9 protein-coding genes are annotated in these 13,566 nt (G+C 66.0%); 5 read left to right on the plus strand and 4 right to left on the minus strand.

What is annotated here, in order from left to right:
* Window positions 1-17: 17 nt before the first annotated feature.
* Window positions 18-1,508, minus strand: coding sequence for a putative 2OG-Fe(II) oxygenase (locus tag K3M67_RS17470; protein WP_285833590.1), 1,491 nt, complete (start codon window positions 1,506-1,508; stop codon window positions 18-20).
* A 236-nt stretch (window positions 1,509-1,744) separates the two neighbouring features.
* On the opposite strand from K3M67_RS17470, the gene K3M67_RS17475 reads away from it, so the two are divergent.
* On the plus strand, window positions 1,745-4,249 hold the full coding sequence (locus tag K3M67_RS17475) for a TonB-dependent receptor plug domain-containing protein (RefSeq protein ID WP_285833591.1): 2,505 nt from the start codon (window positions 1,745-1,747) through the stop codon (window positions 4,247-4,249).
* A gap of 116 nt (window positions 4,250-4,365) precedes the next feature.
* Here K3M67_RS17475 and K3M67_RS17480 read toward each other — a convergent pair whose 3' ends face one another.
* The gene (locus K3M67_RS17480; protein ID WP_285833592.1) at window positions 4,366-5,379 is read right to left on the minus strand and encodes a LacI family DNA-binding transcriptional regulator; all 1,014 of its coding nucleotides are present in this window, start codon (window positions 5,377-5,379) and stop codon (window positions 4,366-4,368) included.
* Between the two features lie 54 nt (window positions 5,380-5,433).
* Window positions 5,434-6,750, minus strand: coding sequence for an MFS transporter (locus K3M67_RS17485; RefSeq protein WP_285833593.1), 1,317 nt, complete (start codon window positions 6,748-6,750; stop codon window positions 5,434-5,436).
* A 204-nt stretch (window positions 6,751-6,954) separates the two neighbouring features.
* Here K3M67_RS17485 and K3M67_RS17490 point away from each other — a divergent pair, with 204 nt between their 5' ends.
* The 4 genes from K3M67_RS17490 to K3M67_RS17505 all read left to right on the plus strand — a co-directional run bounded on the left by K3M67_RS17490 (window position 6,955) and on the right by K3M67_RS17505 (window position 11,582).
* On the plus strand, window positions 6,955-7,857 hold the full coding sequence (locus K3M67_RS17490) for a LysR family transcriptional regulator (protein WP_285833594.1): 903 nt from the start codon (window positions 6,955-6,957) through the stop codon (window positions 7,855-7,857).
* Between the two features lie 152 nt (window positions 7,858-8,009).
* Window positions 8,010-9,362 (plus strand): MFS transporter, encoded by a 1,353-nt coding sequence (locus K3M67_RS17495; RefSeq protein WP_285833595.1) that lies wholly within the window; start codon window positions 8,010-8,012, stop codon window positions 9,360-9,362.
* 28 nt (window positions 9,363-9,390) lie between these two features.
* On the plus strand, window positions 9,391-10,287 hold the full coding sequence (locus K3M67_RS17500) for a shikimate dehydrogenase (protein WP_066863322.1): 897 nt from the start codon (window positions 9,391-9,393) through the stop codon (window positions 10,285-10,287).
* Window positions 10,284-11,582, plus strand: coding sequence for a carbohydrate porin (locus tag K3M67_RS17505; protein WP_066863326.1), 1,299 nt, complete (start codon window positions 10,284-10,286; stop codon window positions 11,580-11,582). Before K3M67_RS17500 ends, K3M67_RS17505 begins: the two co-directional genes overlap by 4 nt.
* A 19-nt stretch (window positions 11,583-11,601) precedes the next feature.
* Here K3M67_RS17505 and K3M67_RS17510 read toward each other — a convergent pair whose 3' ends face one another.
* Complete coding sequence (locus tag K3M67_RS17510; protein ID WP_285833596.1) at window positions 11,602-13,473, minus strand: bifunctional sugar phosphate isomerase/epimerase/4-hydroxyphenylpyruvate dioxygenase family protein; 1,872 nt, start codon at window positions 13,471-13,473, stop codon at window positions 11,602-11,604.
* Window positions 13,474-13,566: the final 93 nt, after the last annotated feature.

Consider the following 13,566-nt stretch of genomic DNA (forward strand, 5'->3'; position numbering starts at 1 on the left):
TGTCAGGATCGGACCACCTAGAAGCGCGGCGTCCGCACGTCGAAGGCGATCGACAGCCGCTCGCCATCGTCGAAGGGGATGGTCCCGTGCCAGAGCGTCGAGGGGAACAGGACCAGTCGCCCGACGCCCGGCTCGATCGCGCTGAAGGGCGCCAGATCCAGGCCGAGTTCCGGCGGCGGCGTCCCGAAACGCAGCCACCCCGCCGGCGCCATGCCCAGCATCGCCGGTTCCGGCAGCGACACATAGAGCGCCGAACTGATCCAGCCGGCGGGATGGCTGTGCGCGGCATGATAGCCTTGGGCGCTGAGCCGCACCGACCAGCTTCCCGCGAACATCACCTCTCCGCGCGGTGTCCCCAGCAGCGGATGCCCCGGTTCGGGCGGCGGCAGCGCGTCGATATAGTCCCTCGCCGCCGCCTCGATCGCGGATCGTACCTGGCGGACGACAGGCTCATGCCGGAACAGCAGCGGCCTGTCCGTCTGGGTGCCGCCGCGCACCGACTGGTCGGGATAGGGCGCCGCCGCGCCATGGAGCGTGCGCAGCAGCGCACCCAGTTCCTCCAGTGCCACCATGTCCAGACCAATCTGGCTGACGCTGATGAATTGCTCCGGCCGATCCAGCCAGGATGCGCGATCATCCCCCAGCAGTCGCCAGCACAGGGACAGATAGGGCCAGAACAGCGACGCCGCCGGCGTGCCGATTTGCGCCCATGCCAGCCCGGCCGCCCGGTCCGGCGCGCCGCAGCGCAGCGCATGGCGCACCTGCGCCAGCATCAGGCCGGGATCGCCACTCGCGGCATGGCCATCGAACAGGTCGGGCCGATCCTGCGCCTCGCCCGATTCGGCCGCGAGATAGAGGCCCGCGACCTCGATCGCGGGCGCATCCCCGCACGCCCGCCTTGCCTGCGCCAGCACGTCGCGCGCGCCCGCCCAGTCCTTCGTCTTGGCGCGCCAATGGAACCACGCCATCCAGAGCGCCAGATTGCGCGGCTGGAGCGCCGCCGCCGCCGCGAAGCCGCCATCCTCCCGGCCCTTGATGCCGCACAGCCGGCCCAGCGTGGCCCGATAGGCCTGTCCCTCGACCCAGCCGGGGCGGTCGGCCAGCGCCCGGTCCAGCAGCGCCAACGCCCCCGCCCCCTCACCCTCAGCCGCGAGCGCGCCCGCCTGCCCCCGGATCAGTCCCGGATCGTCCGGCGCCAGCTGGCGCGCGGCGGCGAAATCGGCCGCGGCGGTCCGCCCGGTCTCGTAGCGCAGCTGCGCGATCAGCGCCTGCGCGCGGGGATCATCCGCCGCTCGCCGGACAGCCTCCTGCGCGGCCCGCAGAGCCGCCTCGTGCGACTGCTCCTCGCGCAGCAGCAGCGCGCGTAGCCAATGCAGCCGGGCCGAGTCGGGCCACCGATCCGACAGACGATCGAAGCAGGGCAGCGCCCACGCCGCCGTTCCGGCGCGCAGCGCGGCAAAGGCCGCAGCCTCGGCTTCGATCAGCCACGCCGCCGCATCCGCCGCCATGAAAGACGGCTGTCGCGCCGCAAGGTCTGAAAAAACCGCGTCTTTCTCCACACCGACCCTCCCCACGCCCCGACCCGTCAGCTGTTTGCCGGCCATGATATACGGCGTCCGACGCGACATCGCCAATTTAAGCTGCAAACGTTTGCATAAATCCGTTGCAAAGGTTTGCAGATGAGCCTATCAAGTATCCGTCACCGACCGCAGACAATGCGCGGCGGCCTTTCCTGGAGGGGATCATGAAGACTCATTTTCGCTACACCTGCATTTCCACCGCCGCCCTGGCCATGGCGTGCCTGACCGCGACTGGCCACGCGCAGGATGCGGCGCCCGCCGAAGCGCAGGCCGCCGAGCAGCCCGCCCCCGTCAGCGGCGAGGATATCGTCGTCACCGCCGCGGCGGGCGACAAGTCCCGCTTCCGTTCGTCCATCTCCGTCTCCCAGATCAGCCAGGACGCGATCCAGAATTTCACGCCCCGGTCGGAAGCCGAAGTGCTGCGCTCGATCCCCGGCCTTCAGCCATCGGACACGGCGGGTCCCGGCGGCAACGCCAATATCGGCGTGCGTGGCATCCCCGTCTCCACCGGCGGATCGGAATATGTCGCGTTGCAGGAGGACGGCCTGCCCGTCACCCTGTTCGGTGACATCCAGTTCGGCAACAACGACTATTGGCTGCGCTTCGACCAGAATGTCGAGCGGGTCGAAGCCGTGCGCGGCGGCTCCGCCTCCACCTTCGCCAGCCAGGCGCCGGGCGCGGTCGTCAACTATATCAGCAAGACGGGCGACAAGGAGGGCGGCGCGATCGCCCTGTCCAAGGGGGTCGGCTTCCGCGAGACCCGTATCGACTTCGACTATGGCGGCCCGATCAGCGACACGCTGCGCTTCCATGTGGGCGGCTATGCCCGCGAAGGCGGCGGCCCCACCAACGAGGATTTCAACGTCCTGCGCGGCTATCAGGTGAAGGCGAACCTGACCAAGGATTTCGACGACGGCAAGGGTTTCATCCGCTTCCATTTCAAGCGGCTGGATGAACATGCCCCGACCAACACCACCATGCCTTCGCTCGTGACGATCGACGGCAACAAGATCACCGATTTCAAGCCGCTGCCCAATTTCGACGCTCGCGACGGGTCGACCTATTCCATCTACAACCGCCAGTTCCAATATGTGAACCGCGACGGCCAGCTCTCCACCGCCGACATGAACGGCATCCATCCCAAGGTGACGTCGGTCGGCGCGCAGTTCCACTATGAGCTGAGCGACCTGCTGACGGTCGACAATAATTTCCGCTATACCGACATGAGCGGCAGCTTCACCACGCAGTTCCTGAACGTTGCCACCACCGCCAGCGTGCTCGGGTCGACGGTGAACGGCCAGACCGTCGGCGCGATCCGCTACGCCGCGGGCCCGCAGCTGGGGCAGGCCTATACCGGCACCTATCTCAACAATAATCCGAACATCAACACGCTGATGAAGGACATGGGCAGCATCGCCAACAATCTGGCGCTGACGGGCAAGTTCGATGTCGGCGCGGGCCGGGTCACGGTCCAGGCCGGCTGGTTCCACATGAGCCAGAACATCGTCCAGGACTGGCATGTCAATCGCCAGTATAGCGCGCTCGAAGGCGAAAATCCGGCCCCGCTCAATCTCTTCTCGACCACCGGGGTTCAGCTGACGGCGGCGGGCCAGGCCGGCTTCAACGACAATTGGGGGCCATGCTGCGCCCGTACCGTCGACCTCAAATATACCGACGACGCGCCCTTCCTGTCGGTCAATTATTCGGGCGGTGGGTTCGATCTCGACGCCAGCATCCGGTACGACCGGGTGCGGGGCGAAGGCACGGCGCAGGCCGGCGTCCCCGGCCCGGACTATGTCGTCAGCGACGAAACGGGCACCGCGACCCTGCCGTCCATGCTGCCGGGCGGACCGATCGAGCGGATCAACTACAAGCGCAGCTACACCAGCTGGTCGATCGGCGCGCTCTACGCGATCGACGGCAACAACAGCATTTTCGCCCGCGTCAGCCGGGGCGGCCGCTTCAATGCGGATCGCCGCACGCTGGGCGGAAATTTCAATGCCGACGGGTCGCTCAACAGCCAGGGCGCCAGCACCGCCATCAATTTCCTGAACCAGCAGGAAATCGGCGTGAAGCATCGTGGCTATGTCGGCGGGTCGGGCAATTACTCGGTGGAAATCACCGGTTTTCGCTCGACCCTCACCGAAAACAACTATGACTTCACGCGGATCAACAATCCTCCGCCGAACAACGACCCCAATATCTCGAATGATTATCGGTCCTGGGGTATCGAACTCACCGGTCGTCTCAACATCGACAAATTCCATCTCGCGGTCGATGCGACATGGGTGAATCCCAAGATCAAGGACAGCGCGACCGCCGCGCTGGTCGGCAACCGGCCCGGCGGCATCCCCAAGCTGACCTACCTGATCTCGCCTTCCTATGATGCGGGCCTGTTCGCGGTCGGCCTGTCGGCCAGCGGCCAGACGAGCGCGCCGAACGACGACTTCAACCTCTACACCGTGCGCGGCACGACCTTCTTCAACGGCTTCATCAAGGTGCGGCCGGTGGAAAATCTGGAACTGGGCCTCAACGCCAACAACATCTTCGACACGCTGGGCTATCGCGGCGGCGGCCAGTTGCTGCCGATCAGCGCGACGAGCGGCATCTTCCAGAACAGCGCGGTCTATGGCCGCACGGTGACGGCCTCGATCCGCTACAACTTCTGACCTCTCCGACGCCGGAGCCGGGCCGTTCTCCTCCCCCAATTCGGGATCGGCCCCTCCGGACGATACTGGCCCGGTTCCTCGTGAACCGGGCCTTTTCTTGTTTTGGGGGAGCCGGGTCAGCTCGATTCGCGCACGATGATGTCCGGCGCGATCTGGATCGAGTCCGGCTGCTCACCCGCCAGCCGCTGGCACAACAGGTCGACCAGCAGCGCCGCGCCGTGCTGAATGTCCTGCCTCACCGTCGTCAGCGGCGGATTGGCCAGCCGGGCCAGGGGGACATCGTCGAACCCCACCACCGACATCTGGTCGGGAACGCGGATGTCCCGTTCGGCGGCCGCGGTGATGACGCTCATTGCCGTCACGTCCGAAGCGGCGAATATCCCGTCGGGCCGATGCCCCGCCGCGAAATAGTCGGCGGCGACGCGATAGCTCGCTTCGGGCGTCACATGGGCATGGACCAGATCGACCTGCCCCCGCACATCCTCCGGCAGCGCCGAAAGGAACCCTTCATACCGCGCGGCGAACTCGGGCACGGCAACATTGCCGAAATAGGCGAGCCGCCTGCGCCCCCGCTCCAGCAGATGCCGCGCCGCCAGCCTGCCGCCCTCCTCATTGTCGGTACCGACCGTCAGATAGCGGTTGCGCGCGGCGTAGGCGCCCCAGATGACCATCGGGCTGTAATGGGCCGCCGTACGGTCCAGCACCGCGCCCTGGTCGGACTGGCCGATGATGATGACGCCGTCGACACGGCCGCCGCGAATGAAAGTGTCGAGCCAGTCGTCCCCGGTCGGCAACACGCGCGACAGCAACAGGTCATAGCCCCTTTCGGTCAGCTCGTCCGCCAGGAAGCCCAGCATCGCCATGAAGAAGGGATCGGACAGATGTTGTCCGCGCTCATGGCCCAAAGGCAGCAGTACCGCGATCGCGCCGGTGCGCCCGAGCCGCAGATTCTGCGCCGCGACATTGAGCTGGAAACCATGGCGGGCGGCCAGATCCTGGATGCGTTGCCGCGTATCCTTGTTAAGCGCTCCCTTCGATGTCAGCGCGCGCGAGACGGTCGATACCGAAACGCCCGCGATCCGCGCGAGATCGGTGATGCTCTTCACCGGGCCATCAGATTTATCCGTCATGCCCTTCTTCTAAGGCCATGAACGACATAGGACAATCCGCCGCCGCGAAGCCGATCAGGCACGAACGGCGCGGCCGCGGACGATCAGCGTCGCCGCGCCCGCCGCGATCATCATCACGCCCGCCATGGTGAGGATGTTGCGCGGATCGCCGCTCAGCAGGGGGCGGTAGATGACCGGCACGATCAATGTCTCCAGCAGCATGGGAATGACAATGAACATGTTGAAGATGCCCATGTAGACGCCCGTGCGTTCCGGCGGGATGCTGTTGGCCAGCATCACATAGGGATTGCCCATCATGCTCGCCCAGCCGATGCCGATGCCGATCATCAGCAGGAACAGCTGCCCATGGCTGTCCGCCCCCGGAATGGCCAGCATCGCCGCGCCCGACAGGGCGACCGCTCCGGCATGGATATATTGCGGGCCGATGCGGCGGCTGAGCGGCACCATGGCAAAGGCCGACAGGCAGGCGATGGCATTGTAGAAAGCGCCCGCCTGGCCGGTCAGCAGCACCGCCTGGCGAAAGCCGCTGCTCGCGGGATCGGCGGTATCGAACAGGGCGCGCGCCAGCGCGAAGCTGATGAACTGCCAATAGGCGAACATCGCGAACCATTGCAGCAGCATCGACAGCGCCAGCTGGCGCATGGGCGCTGGCATTTCGCGCACTGCGGCGACGAAATCGCGCCACGCCGTACCCGGCGACAGCCGGTCTTCCTGCATCCGTGCGATCTCTTCCGGCGCCAGCGGCAGTTCGGGCACCCGCAGCACCGACCACAGGATGGTCGAAATGGAAATCACCGCGCCGATCAGGAAGGCGATGCGGGTGATATCGGGAATCCCGTTCGCATCGACCAGATCGGCGCTGAAACCCCACCAGACCAGCAGCGACGGCGCCAGATAGGACAGGGTCTGGGCGAGGCCCGTAAAGGCGCTCTGCGTCAGGAAGCCGAGTGATCGCTGCTCCTCGTTCAGCCGGTCGCTGACATAGGCGCGATACGGTTCCATGGTGATATTGTTGGCCGCGTCCAGAATCCAGAGCAGGCTGGCTGCGAACCAGAGCGTCGGGCTGTAGGGCATGAGCAGCAGGCCCAGGCTGCACAGCACAGCGCCGATCAGGAAATAGGGCGTGCGTCGCCCCCAGCGGCTGACCGTCCGGTCGCTCAGCGCGCCGACGATCGGCTGCACCAGCAGGCCCGTCACCGGCCCGGCCAGCCACAGCAGCGGCAGGCTGGCTTCATCGGCCCCCAGATAGCGATAGATCGGTCCCATATTGGCCTGTTGCAGGCCGAAGGAAAACTGGATGCCGAAAAAGCCGAGATTCATCTCGACGATCTGCAGGAGGCGCATCCTCGGCTTGCCGGCTCGATCCCGCATATGATCCTCTCTCCTGTCGTCGCCGGCTTGGTCCCGGATTCGGCCAGCATATCGGCTCGATACCGTTTACGCAATCGTTTGCTGAGAATTTACCCGGATGGAAGTGATCTTCGCTGCAACTGTCCATGTCGCTGTCGGACTTTCGCCGCCGACCGCCGCCATGGACTAGCGGGATCGGCCCTACTCATGCGATAATGGCGCATCATGCTCACCGTTCGCCAGATTGAAATGTTCCGCGCCGTCATGATCACCAAGACGATCAGCGGCGCGGCCCGGATGCTGGGCACTTCCCAGCCGGGCCTCAGCCGGATGCTGGCCCATATGGAGGACCGGCTGAATTTCCGGCTGTTCGACCGGACCCGCGGCCGGCTGGTGCCGACGCAGGAGGCGCGCACGCTGTTCGAGGAAATCGAGCATATCTACAAGGGGTTCGATGACCTCGCCCATGTCATCCGCCGCCTCGCCAAGGGAGAGGACAGGCTGTTCCGCGTCGGCGCTTCCCCCTCGCTCGGCCATTCGATCGTGCCGCCCATGCTCGCGCGCCTGACCGCCAATTATCCGGGGCTGACCATCCAGTTCGACATCTTGTCGGTCGAGCAGGCGGCGGACTATCTGGCGTTGCAGCGGGGCGACTATGCGCTCACCGTCTTTCCGATCGACCACCCCAACATATTGTCCAGCCGGATCGGCACGGGGCGCATGGTGTGCGCGGTCCCCAGCAGCCATCCGCTCGCGGGCCGCGACCGCATCAGCGTCGCGGAGATAGCGGACGAACAGCTACAGTCCTTCCGCCCCGACACGCCGCATGGCCGGGCCATCGCCGACATGTTCGAGCGGGCGGGACGCGAGATCCAGGTATCCACCTATATCCGCTTTGCGGAAACCGCCGTCGCCTTCGTCGCCAACGGAATGGGAATCGCGCTGGTCGACAGCTTCACCGCGATGCAGCCCCATGCCGACACGGTCCGCTTCCTGGAGTTCAACGATCCCGGCGTCCTTCCGGTCTATATCAATCGCAATCTGGAATCGCCCCGCGCGATCATCGGCGAGACGTTCGAGGAGATCGCCCGGACCATCCTGCTCTCGCTCCGCTCCGCCAGGACATAACATAAGAGCATAGAGAACATCGTTTCATATAGTGGAAAATACCTACCGGTCAGACGATGAAGGCACACCCGCAGAATAGAAGCCGACAGGCCACCGGGCTGGTTTTCAGAGCAGGGGCTCAATGCCCCGAGAGGATGAAAGGCGTCATTTCCATGGCCAGCTATTCCGCCACCGGCAGCGTCTCCGTGCGGCCCTACGTCACCGTTGACAGCGCCCCGTCGCACGGTTCCGATTCCAGCTGGACCGGGCGCCAGATTCTGGTTGTCGCCATCTGCTTCATCCTCAACATGCTCGATGGCATGGACGTGCTGATCCTGTCCTATGTCGCCCCGGCCCTGTCCGCCGACTGGCAGGTCAGCCCTGAAAGCCTGGGCGTCGTATTCAGCGCCGGCCTCGCCGGCATGGCGGCTGGCGGTTTGCTGATCGCACCGCTGGCTGACCGCTTCGGCCGCCGCAGGCTGATCCTCGCCTCGCTCGTCATGATGACGCTCGCGATGTTCGCATCGGGCGTCGCCACCTCGGTCTGGCAACTGATCGCCAGCCGCTTCGTCGTGGGCATCGGCATCGGCACGGTGCTGGCCAGCATGGCCGCGCTGACCGCCGAATATGCCCCCGCCCGGCATCGCACCTTCGCGGTGGGCTTCCTCCAGGCCGGCTATCCCGTCGGCGCCACCATCACCGGCTTCGTCGTCGCCAGCCATGTCGGCACCCATGGCTGGCAGGCGATGCTGCTCGGCGCGGCCGTGCTCTGCGCCATCGCCATTCCCTTCGTCTGGCTGTTGCTGCCCGAATCCATCGCCTTCCTCCTCAGCCGCCAGCCCAAGGGCGCGCTCGACAAGGCGAACCGCCTGCTCGCCTCGATCGGCCAGCCCCGGCTGGACGCTCTGCCTGCGCAAAATGGCGGCGAAACGCGCCACGCCGGCGTGCGCGGTCTGCTGACCGAAGGCCGCGCGCCCAGCACGATCCTTCTTTGGCTGGCGATCATCTTCGCCTTCATGACGCTGTATTTCGTAATCAGCTGGATCCCCAAGCTGGCGGTGGAGGCCGGCCTGCCGGCGAAGGACGCCATCTATGCCGGCGCGATCTACAATATTGGCGCCTTCGTCGGCACCTCCTCGATCGGACTCGTCGCGATGCGCTTCGACCTGCGCCGGCTGATCCTGGTCTATATGGCCCTCGCCGCCGCTGCCCTGGTTGTGTTCGGATCGGTCGCCATGCCGCTCGCGGCGACGCTGGCCACCGCCTTCCTGATCGGCGTGTTCGTGCAGGGCGGCTTCAACGGCTGCTATCCGCTGGCCGCCAGTCTCTATCCCCCCGAAGCGCGCGGCACCGGCATCGGCTGGGCCATGGGCGTCGGCCGTATCGGCGCGGTCATCGGCCCGATGCTTGGCGGCTTCCTGCTGGCGGCCAAGGTATCGCTGCCGGTGATCTTCGGCATCTTCGCGGTGCCGGTGGTGCTGGCCGGCATCTGCGCAGCGATGATCCGCCTGCCCAGGGCCGCCTGACCCCGACCTTTCTCAAGGAAGATATTTCATGTTCCAGCAACCCGTGCGCGATGCGGGCCGGCCCCGCGCGTCCATCCTCTGCGGCCTGATCGGCAGCGGCATCGCCGGATCGCGCAGCCCCGAAATGCACGAGACGGAGGCCCGCGCCCTCGGCCTGACCATGGTCTATCGCATCCTGGACGGCGAAGTGATGGGCTATGGCGCCGCCGACCTGCCACGGTTGCTGCCCATGCTCGGCGCTATGGGCTTTGACGGGCTCAACGTCACGCACCCCTTCAAGCAGGATGTGATCCCCCTGCTCGACAGCCTGTCGGATGCCGCGAAGGCGCTGGGCGCGGTCAACACCATCCTGTTCCGCGACGGCCGGACGCATGGCGACAATAGCGACTGGTCGGGCTATCGCGCCCACTTCCTCGCTGGCCTTGGCGATCGGCCGCGCGGGCGGGTCGCCATGATCGGCGCCGGCGGCGCGGCGGCGGCAGTGGGCTACGCCCATCTCGATCTCGGCGCGGCGCGCCTCGCCATCTTCGATCCGGCGCGGGACCGCGCCGTGACCCTCGCCGATCGGCTGAGCTACCTCTTCCCGACGGCCGACGTCAGCGTGGCGGCCACGGCGGCCGAAGCGATCGCCGGCGCGGACGGCGTCGTGCAGGCCTCGCCGATCGGAATGGAGAGCCACCCCGGCCTGCCCTTCGACCCCGACCTGTTGACCCCCGACCAATGGGTGTCGGACATCATCTATTTCCCGCTCGAAACGCCCCTGCTCGCGGCCGCCGCCGCCAAGGGCTGCGCAACGCTCAACGGTGGCGGCATGGCGGTGATGCAGGCTGCTCATGCCTTCGCCCGCTTCACCGGGGTCGAACCCGACAGTGCGCGCATGATGGCCGATTTCGATCATGCCACGCAGCGGAGCGCCCGCGCATGATCGCCGATACGCCACCCGCCATCGTCCAGCCGGTGCAGGTCGCCGTCGCCGCCGTCGCGCAATCCGGTCCGCCCGCCGGCCCCCAGACGCCGGCTCCCGAACCGGTCACCCGGCCCGGCTGGCGCACGCATCTCAAGGACAAGGGGGTTACACTCACCTTTTCCTATGTGTCGGAAAGCGCGGCTTCGATCAGCGGCGGGCAGGACCAGGGGGCGGCCTATACCCAGCAATTGCTCGCCTCCGCCGTGGTCGACACCGAAAAGACGTTCGGGCTGGAAGGCGGCAAGCTCATCGCCACGATCATCCACCGCAAGGGAGAGGATCTGACCGCCACCCGCATCGGCAATCTGTTCGAGGTGCAGGAATTGTTCGGCGGCGGGCAGGATCTGCGTCCGGCCGAACTGAGCTACGAACAGCAGCTCAATGGCGGGAAGACCGCCCTGAAATTCGGCCTCTATCATACCGGCGACGATTTTGCGACGCTGCCCTCCGGTTGCCAATTCCAGAATTTCGCCTTCTGTCCGCGCCCGACCACGCTCTTTTACAATAGCGGCTTCTCGGGCTTTCCCATCCCCCGCTGGGGACTGCGCGCGCGGCAGGAGATCGCCCGGAACCTGACCGTCACCGTCGCCGCCTTCGAGGTGAACAGCATCCGCGCCCAGACCGGCAATGGCTGGAAGCTGGCGCCCCGCTTCGACAGCTTCGTTCTGCCGGTCGAACTGGGATGGAAATTCGGCCAGCAGGAAGGCGGGCTGCCCGGCCTGATCCGCGTCGGCGGGCTCGTCGACACGACCGACCGCGCCGATGTTCGCGACGACGTCAATGGCAACAGCTATGTGCTTTCGGGCCTATCGCCCGCCATGCGGCAGGAACGTTGGAGCGCCTGGATCATGGGCGAGAAGATGATTGCCCGCTTCGGCGCGGGCGATCGCGGCCTGGCTCTGTTCGGCACCATGACCCTGTCCGACCGGCACACCGCCCGCGTCCCCTTCTTCCTGAGTGGCGGCTTCGTCGCGCGCGGCCTGTGGGACAGCCGGCCCAAGGACAATTTCGGCCTTGGTCTGGTCTATGCCCGCGTCAATCCGCGCATCTCCGACCGGCAGCGCGACCAGCAATCGCTGGGCCAGTCCGTCGACGTGCAGACATGGGAAGCGAGCGGCGAGATTTTCTACGGCTGGCAGGCGACGCGCGAACTGCTGTTGCGCCCGAATCTGCAATATATCCACCGCGTGGGTGCCACCAGCCGCCACGCCGATGCTGTCGTGGCGGGGCTGACGGTGAAGCTGATCCTGTAATCGCGAAGGGTCGTGGACGTCAGTCCACGACCATGTCGTCCCGGAAGCGGTTTTGCGCAGCCAGCCGGACGCCGGCATTGGGCGCGCCATAGCCGACATAGCCGGGCGTTCGCTGAACGAACTCGAAGAAGAACAGCTTGTCGAAGGCACGGCTGTAAAGCTGCCAGAAGCCGTTGCCGTCCGCATCCTCGTCATAGAGGATGCCCAGTTCCGCCATGCGCGCGACCGTCGCATCGTCGAACCCGAAGCGGGCCGCCAGGTCGGCATGATAATTGGCCGGGATCGTCAGCATCGCCGCGCCGCAGTCGCGCAACGCCTGCGCCGTTGCGAATATGTCGTCGGTGGCGATCGCAACATGCTGATAACCGCCACCTATGCCCTGCCCCAGGAATCGCGACGACAAGGTTTCGCGGGCATCGGAGGCGTTGAGCGTCACGCGAAACCCGCCATTGGGCGATTGCATTGCCTGGCTGTGAACCAGCCCCGAGGGGTCGATCACATCCTGTGCCGCCTTGGCCTCCAGCCCGAACAAAGCGCGCCAGTAGAGTTGCCAGGAGAGGAACTCATCCTCATGCACCACCGCAGCCAGATGATCGAAACCACGAGCATGGACGGGCGCATCCGGTTCGACATCGAGCGCCACGAACTCCCGCGCCCAAAGCCCTTCCACTTCATTGTCGTCGATCAGATAGACCAGGCTGCCGCCGACGCCCCGCAACGCCGGCATCGCCATGCGGCCCGGACGTCCTTCGGGACTATAGGCCTTGATGCCCAGCGCCGCCGCGCGCGCCAGGACTGCCGCCTTGTCCCCCACCCGAACGCCGATGGCGCAGATGGAGGGGCCATGGGCGGTGCGATAGGCGCTGGCAAAGCCCTTAGGCTCGGCGTTGACGACGAAGTTGACGCCGCCCTGGCGCCAGCGCGTCACCTTCTTGTGCCGATGCTCGCCGGCAAGGGTGAAGCCCAACGCCGCGAACGTGCTGCCAAGCCGGGCCGAGCTTGCGCCATCGGCGGTGAACTCCACGAACTCCGCCCCCAGCATCGGCTGCGGTGCGGGCATCGCCGTCTCCCGGCCCAGCAGCCGCAAGCCCGCGTCGCGCACATAGTCGAGCGAGCGCCTTCCGTCCTCCGCCACCAGCGCGGCGCTGTTGGACCGGAAGCGGTCATTGAAGATTTCCAGCGACAGCGGCCCTTCATAGCCGGTGCGCAGGATCTCCGCGACATAGGCTTCGACATCCAGCCCCCCCTGGCCCGGCAGATTGCGGAAATGACGGCTCCAGTAAAGCAGGTCCATGTCGAGCAGCGGCGCGTCGGCCAGCTGCACGAAGACGATCTTGTCGCCCCTTATGGCGCGGATGCTCTCACTTGGAATCTTGCGCGACAGCGAATGATAGCTGTCGAGGATGATGCCGATGTTCGGATGATCGACCTGCTCGACGATCGACCAGACATCGCGGTGGTCGAAGACATGCCGACCCCAGGCCAGCGCCTCGTAACCGACCAGGATGCCGCGCTTTGCGGCGCGGTCGCCCAGTTCGCGGAAATCATCGACGATCCGCTCCCGCTCGCCCAGCGAAGCGGGCGAGCAGTTGGAGCAGACCAGAATGCGGTCCGCGCCCAGTTCGCCCATCAGGTCGAACTTGCGCTCCGCCCGGTCCATCGCGCGCTGGCGCAAGGTACCCGGCATCCCCTCGAAATCACGGAACGGCTGGTAGAGCATACAGGCAAGGCCGAGATCATCGAGCATCCTGCGCACATCGCTCGGCGACAGCGACGACCCGATCAGGTCATTCTCGAAAATCTCGACGCCCGCAAATCCCGCCGACGCCGCCGCGCGCAGCTTTTCCTCGAGCGTACCCCTGAGCGAAACGGTGGCAATGGCGTTGGACATGATGGCTCCCTCATCGAGACGCCATCATCCCACCGTTTGGCCTTGACGATAAGGGGGCAGGACGCACCTGCCCATACCATGACGTTATGGGCT

It is taken from the genome of Sphingobium sp. V4, assembly GCF_029590555.1.
In the GTDB taxonomy this organism is placed as follows: Bacteria; Pseudomonadota; Alphaproteobacteria; order Sphingomonadales; family Sphingomonadaceae; genus Sphingobium.

What these genes read in the sequence shown, in the direction of transcription:
- K3M67_RS17500 (WP_066863322.1), top strand. Translation starts at nt 9,391, where the DNA reads ATGTTCCAGCAACCCGTGCGCGATGCGGGCCGGCCCCGCGCGTCCATC.
- K3M67_RS17475 (WP_285833591.1), top strand. Translation starts at nt 1,745, where the DNA reads ATGAAGACTCATTTTCGCTACACCTGCATTTCCACCGCCGCCCTGGCC.
- K3M67_RS17480 (WP_285833592.1), bottom strand. Translation starts at nt 5,379, where the DNA reads ATGACGGATAAATCTGATGGCCCGGTGAAGAGCATCACCGATCTCGCG.
- K3M67_RS17485 (WP_285833593.1), bottom strand. Translation starts at nt 6,750, where the DNA reads ATGCGGGATCGAGCCGGCAAGCCGAGGATGCGCCTCCTGCAGATCGTC.
- K3M67_RS17470 (WP_285833590.1), bottom strand. Translation starts at nt 1,508, where the DNA reads ATGGCGGCGGATGCGGCGGCGTGGCTGATCGAAGCCGAGGCTGCGGCC.
- K3M67_RS17505 (WP_066863326.1), top strand. Translation starts at nt 10,284, where the DNA reads ATGATCGCCGATACGCCACCCGCCATCGTCCAGCCGGTGCAGGTCGCC.
- K3M67_RS17510 (WP_285833596.1), bottom strand. Translation starts at nt 13,473, where the DNA reads ATGTCCAACGCCATTGCCACCGTTTCGCTCAGGGGTACGCTCGAGGAA.
- K3M67_RS17490 (WP_285833594.1), top strand. Translation starts at nt 6,955, where the DNA reads ATGCTCACCGTTCGCCAGATTGAAATGTTCCGCGCCGTCATGATCACC.
- K3M67_RS17495 (WP_285833595.1), top strand. Translation starts at nt 8,010, where the DNA reads ATGGCCAGCTATTCCGCCACCGGCAGCGTCTCCGTGCGGCCCTACGTC.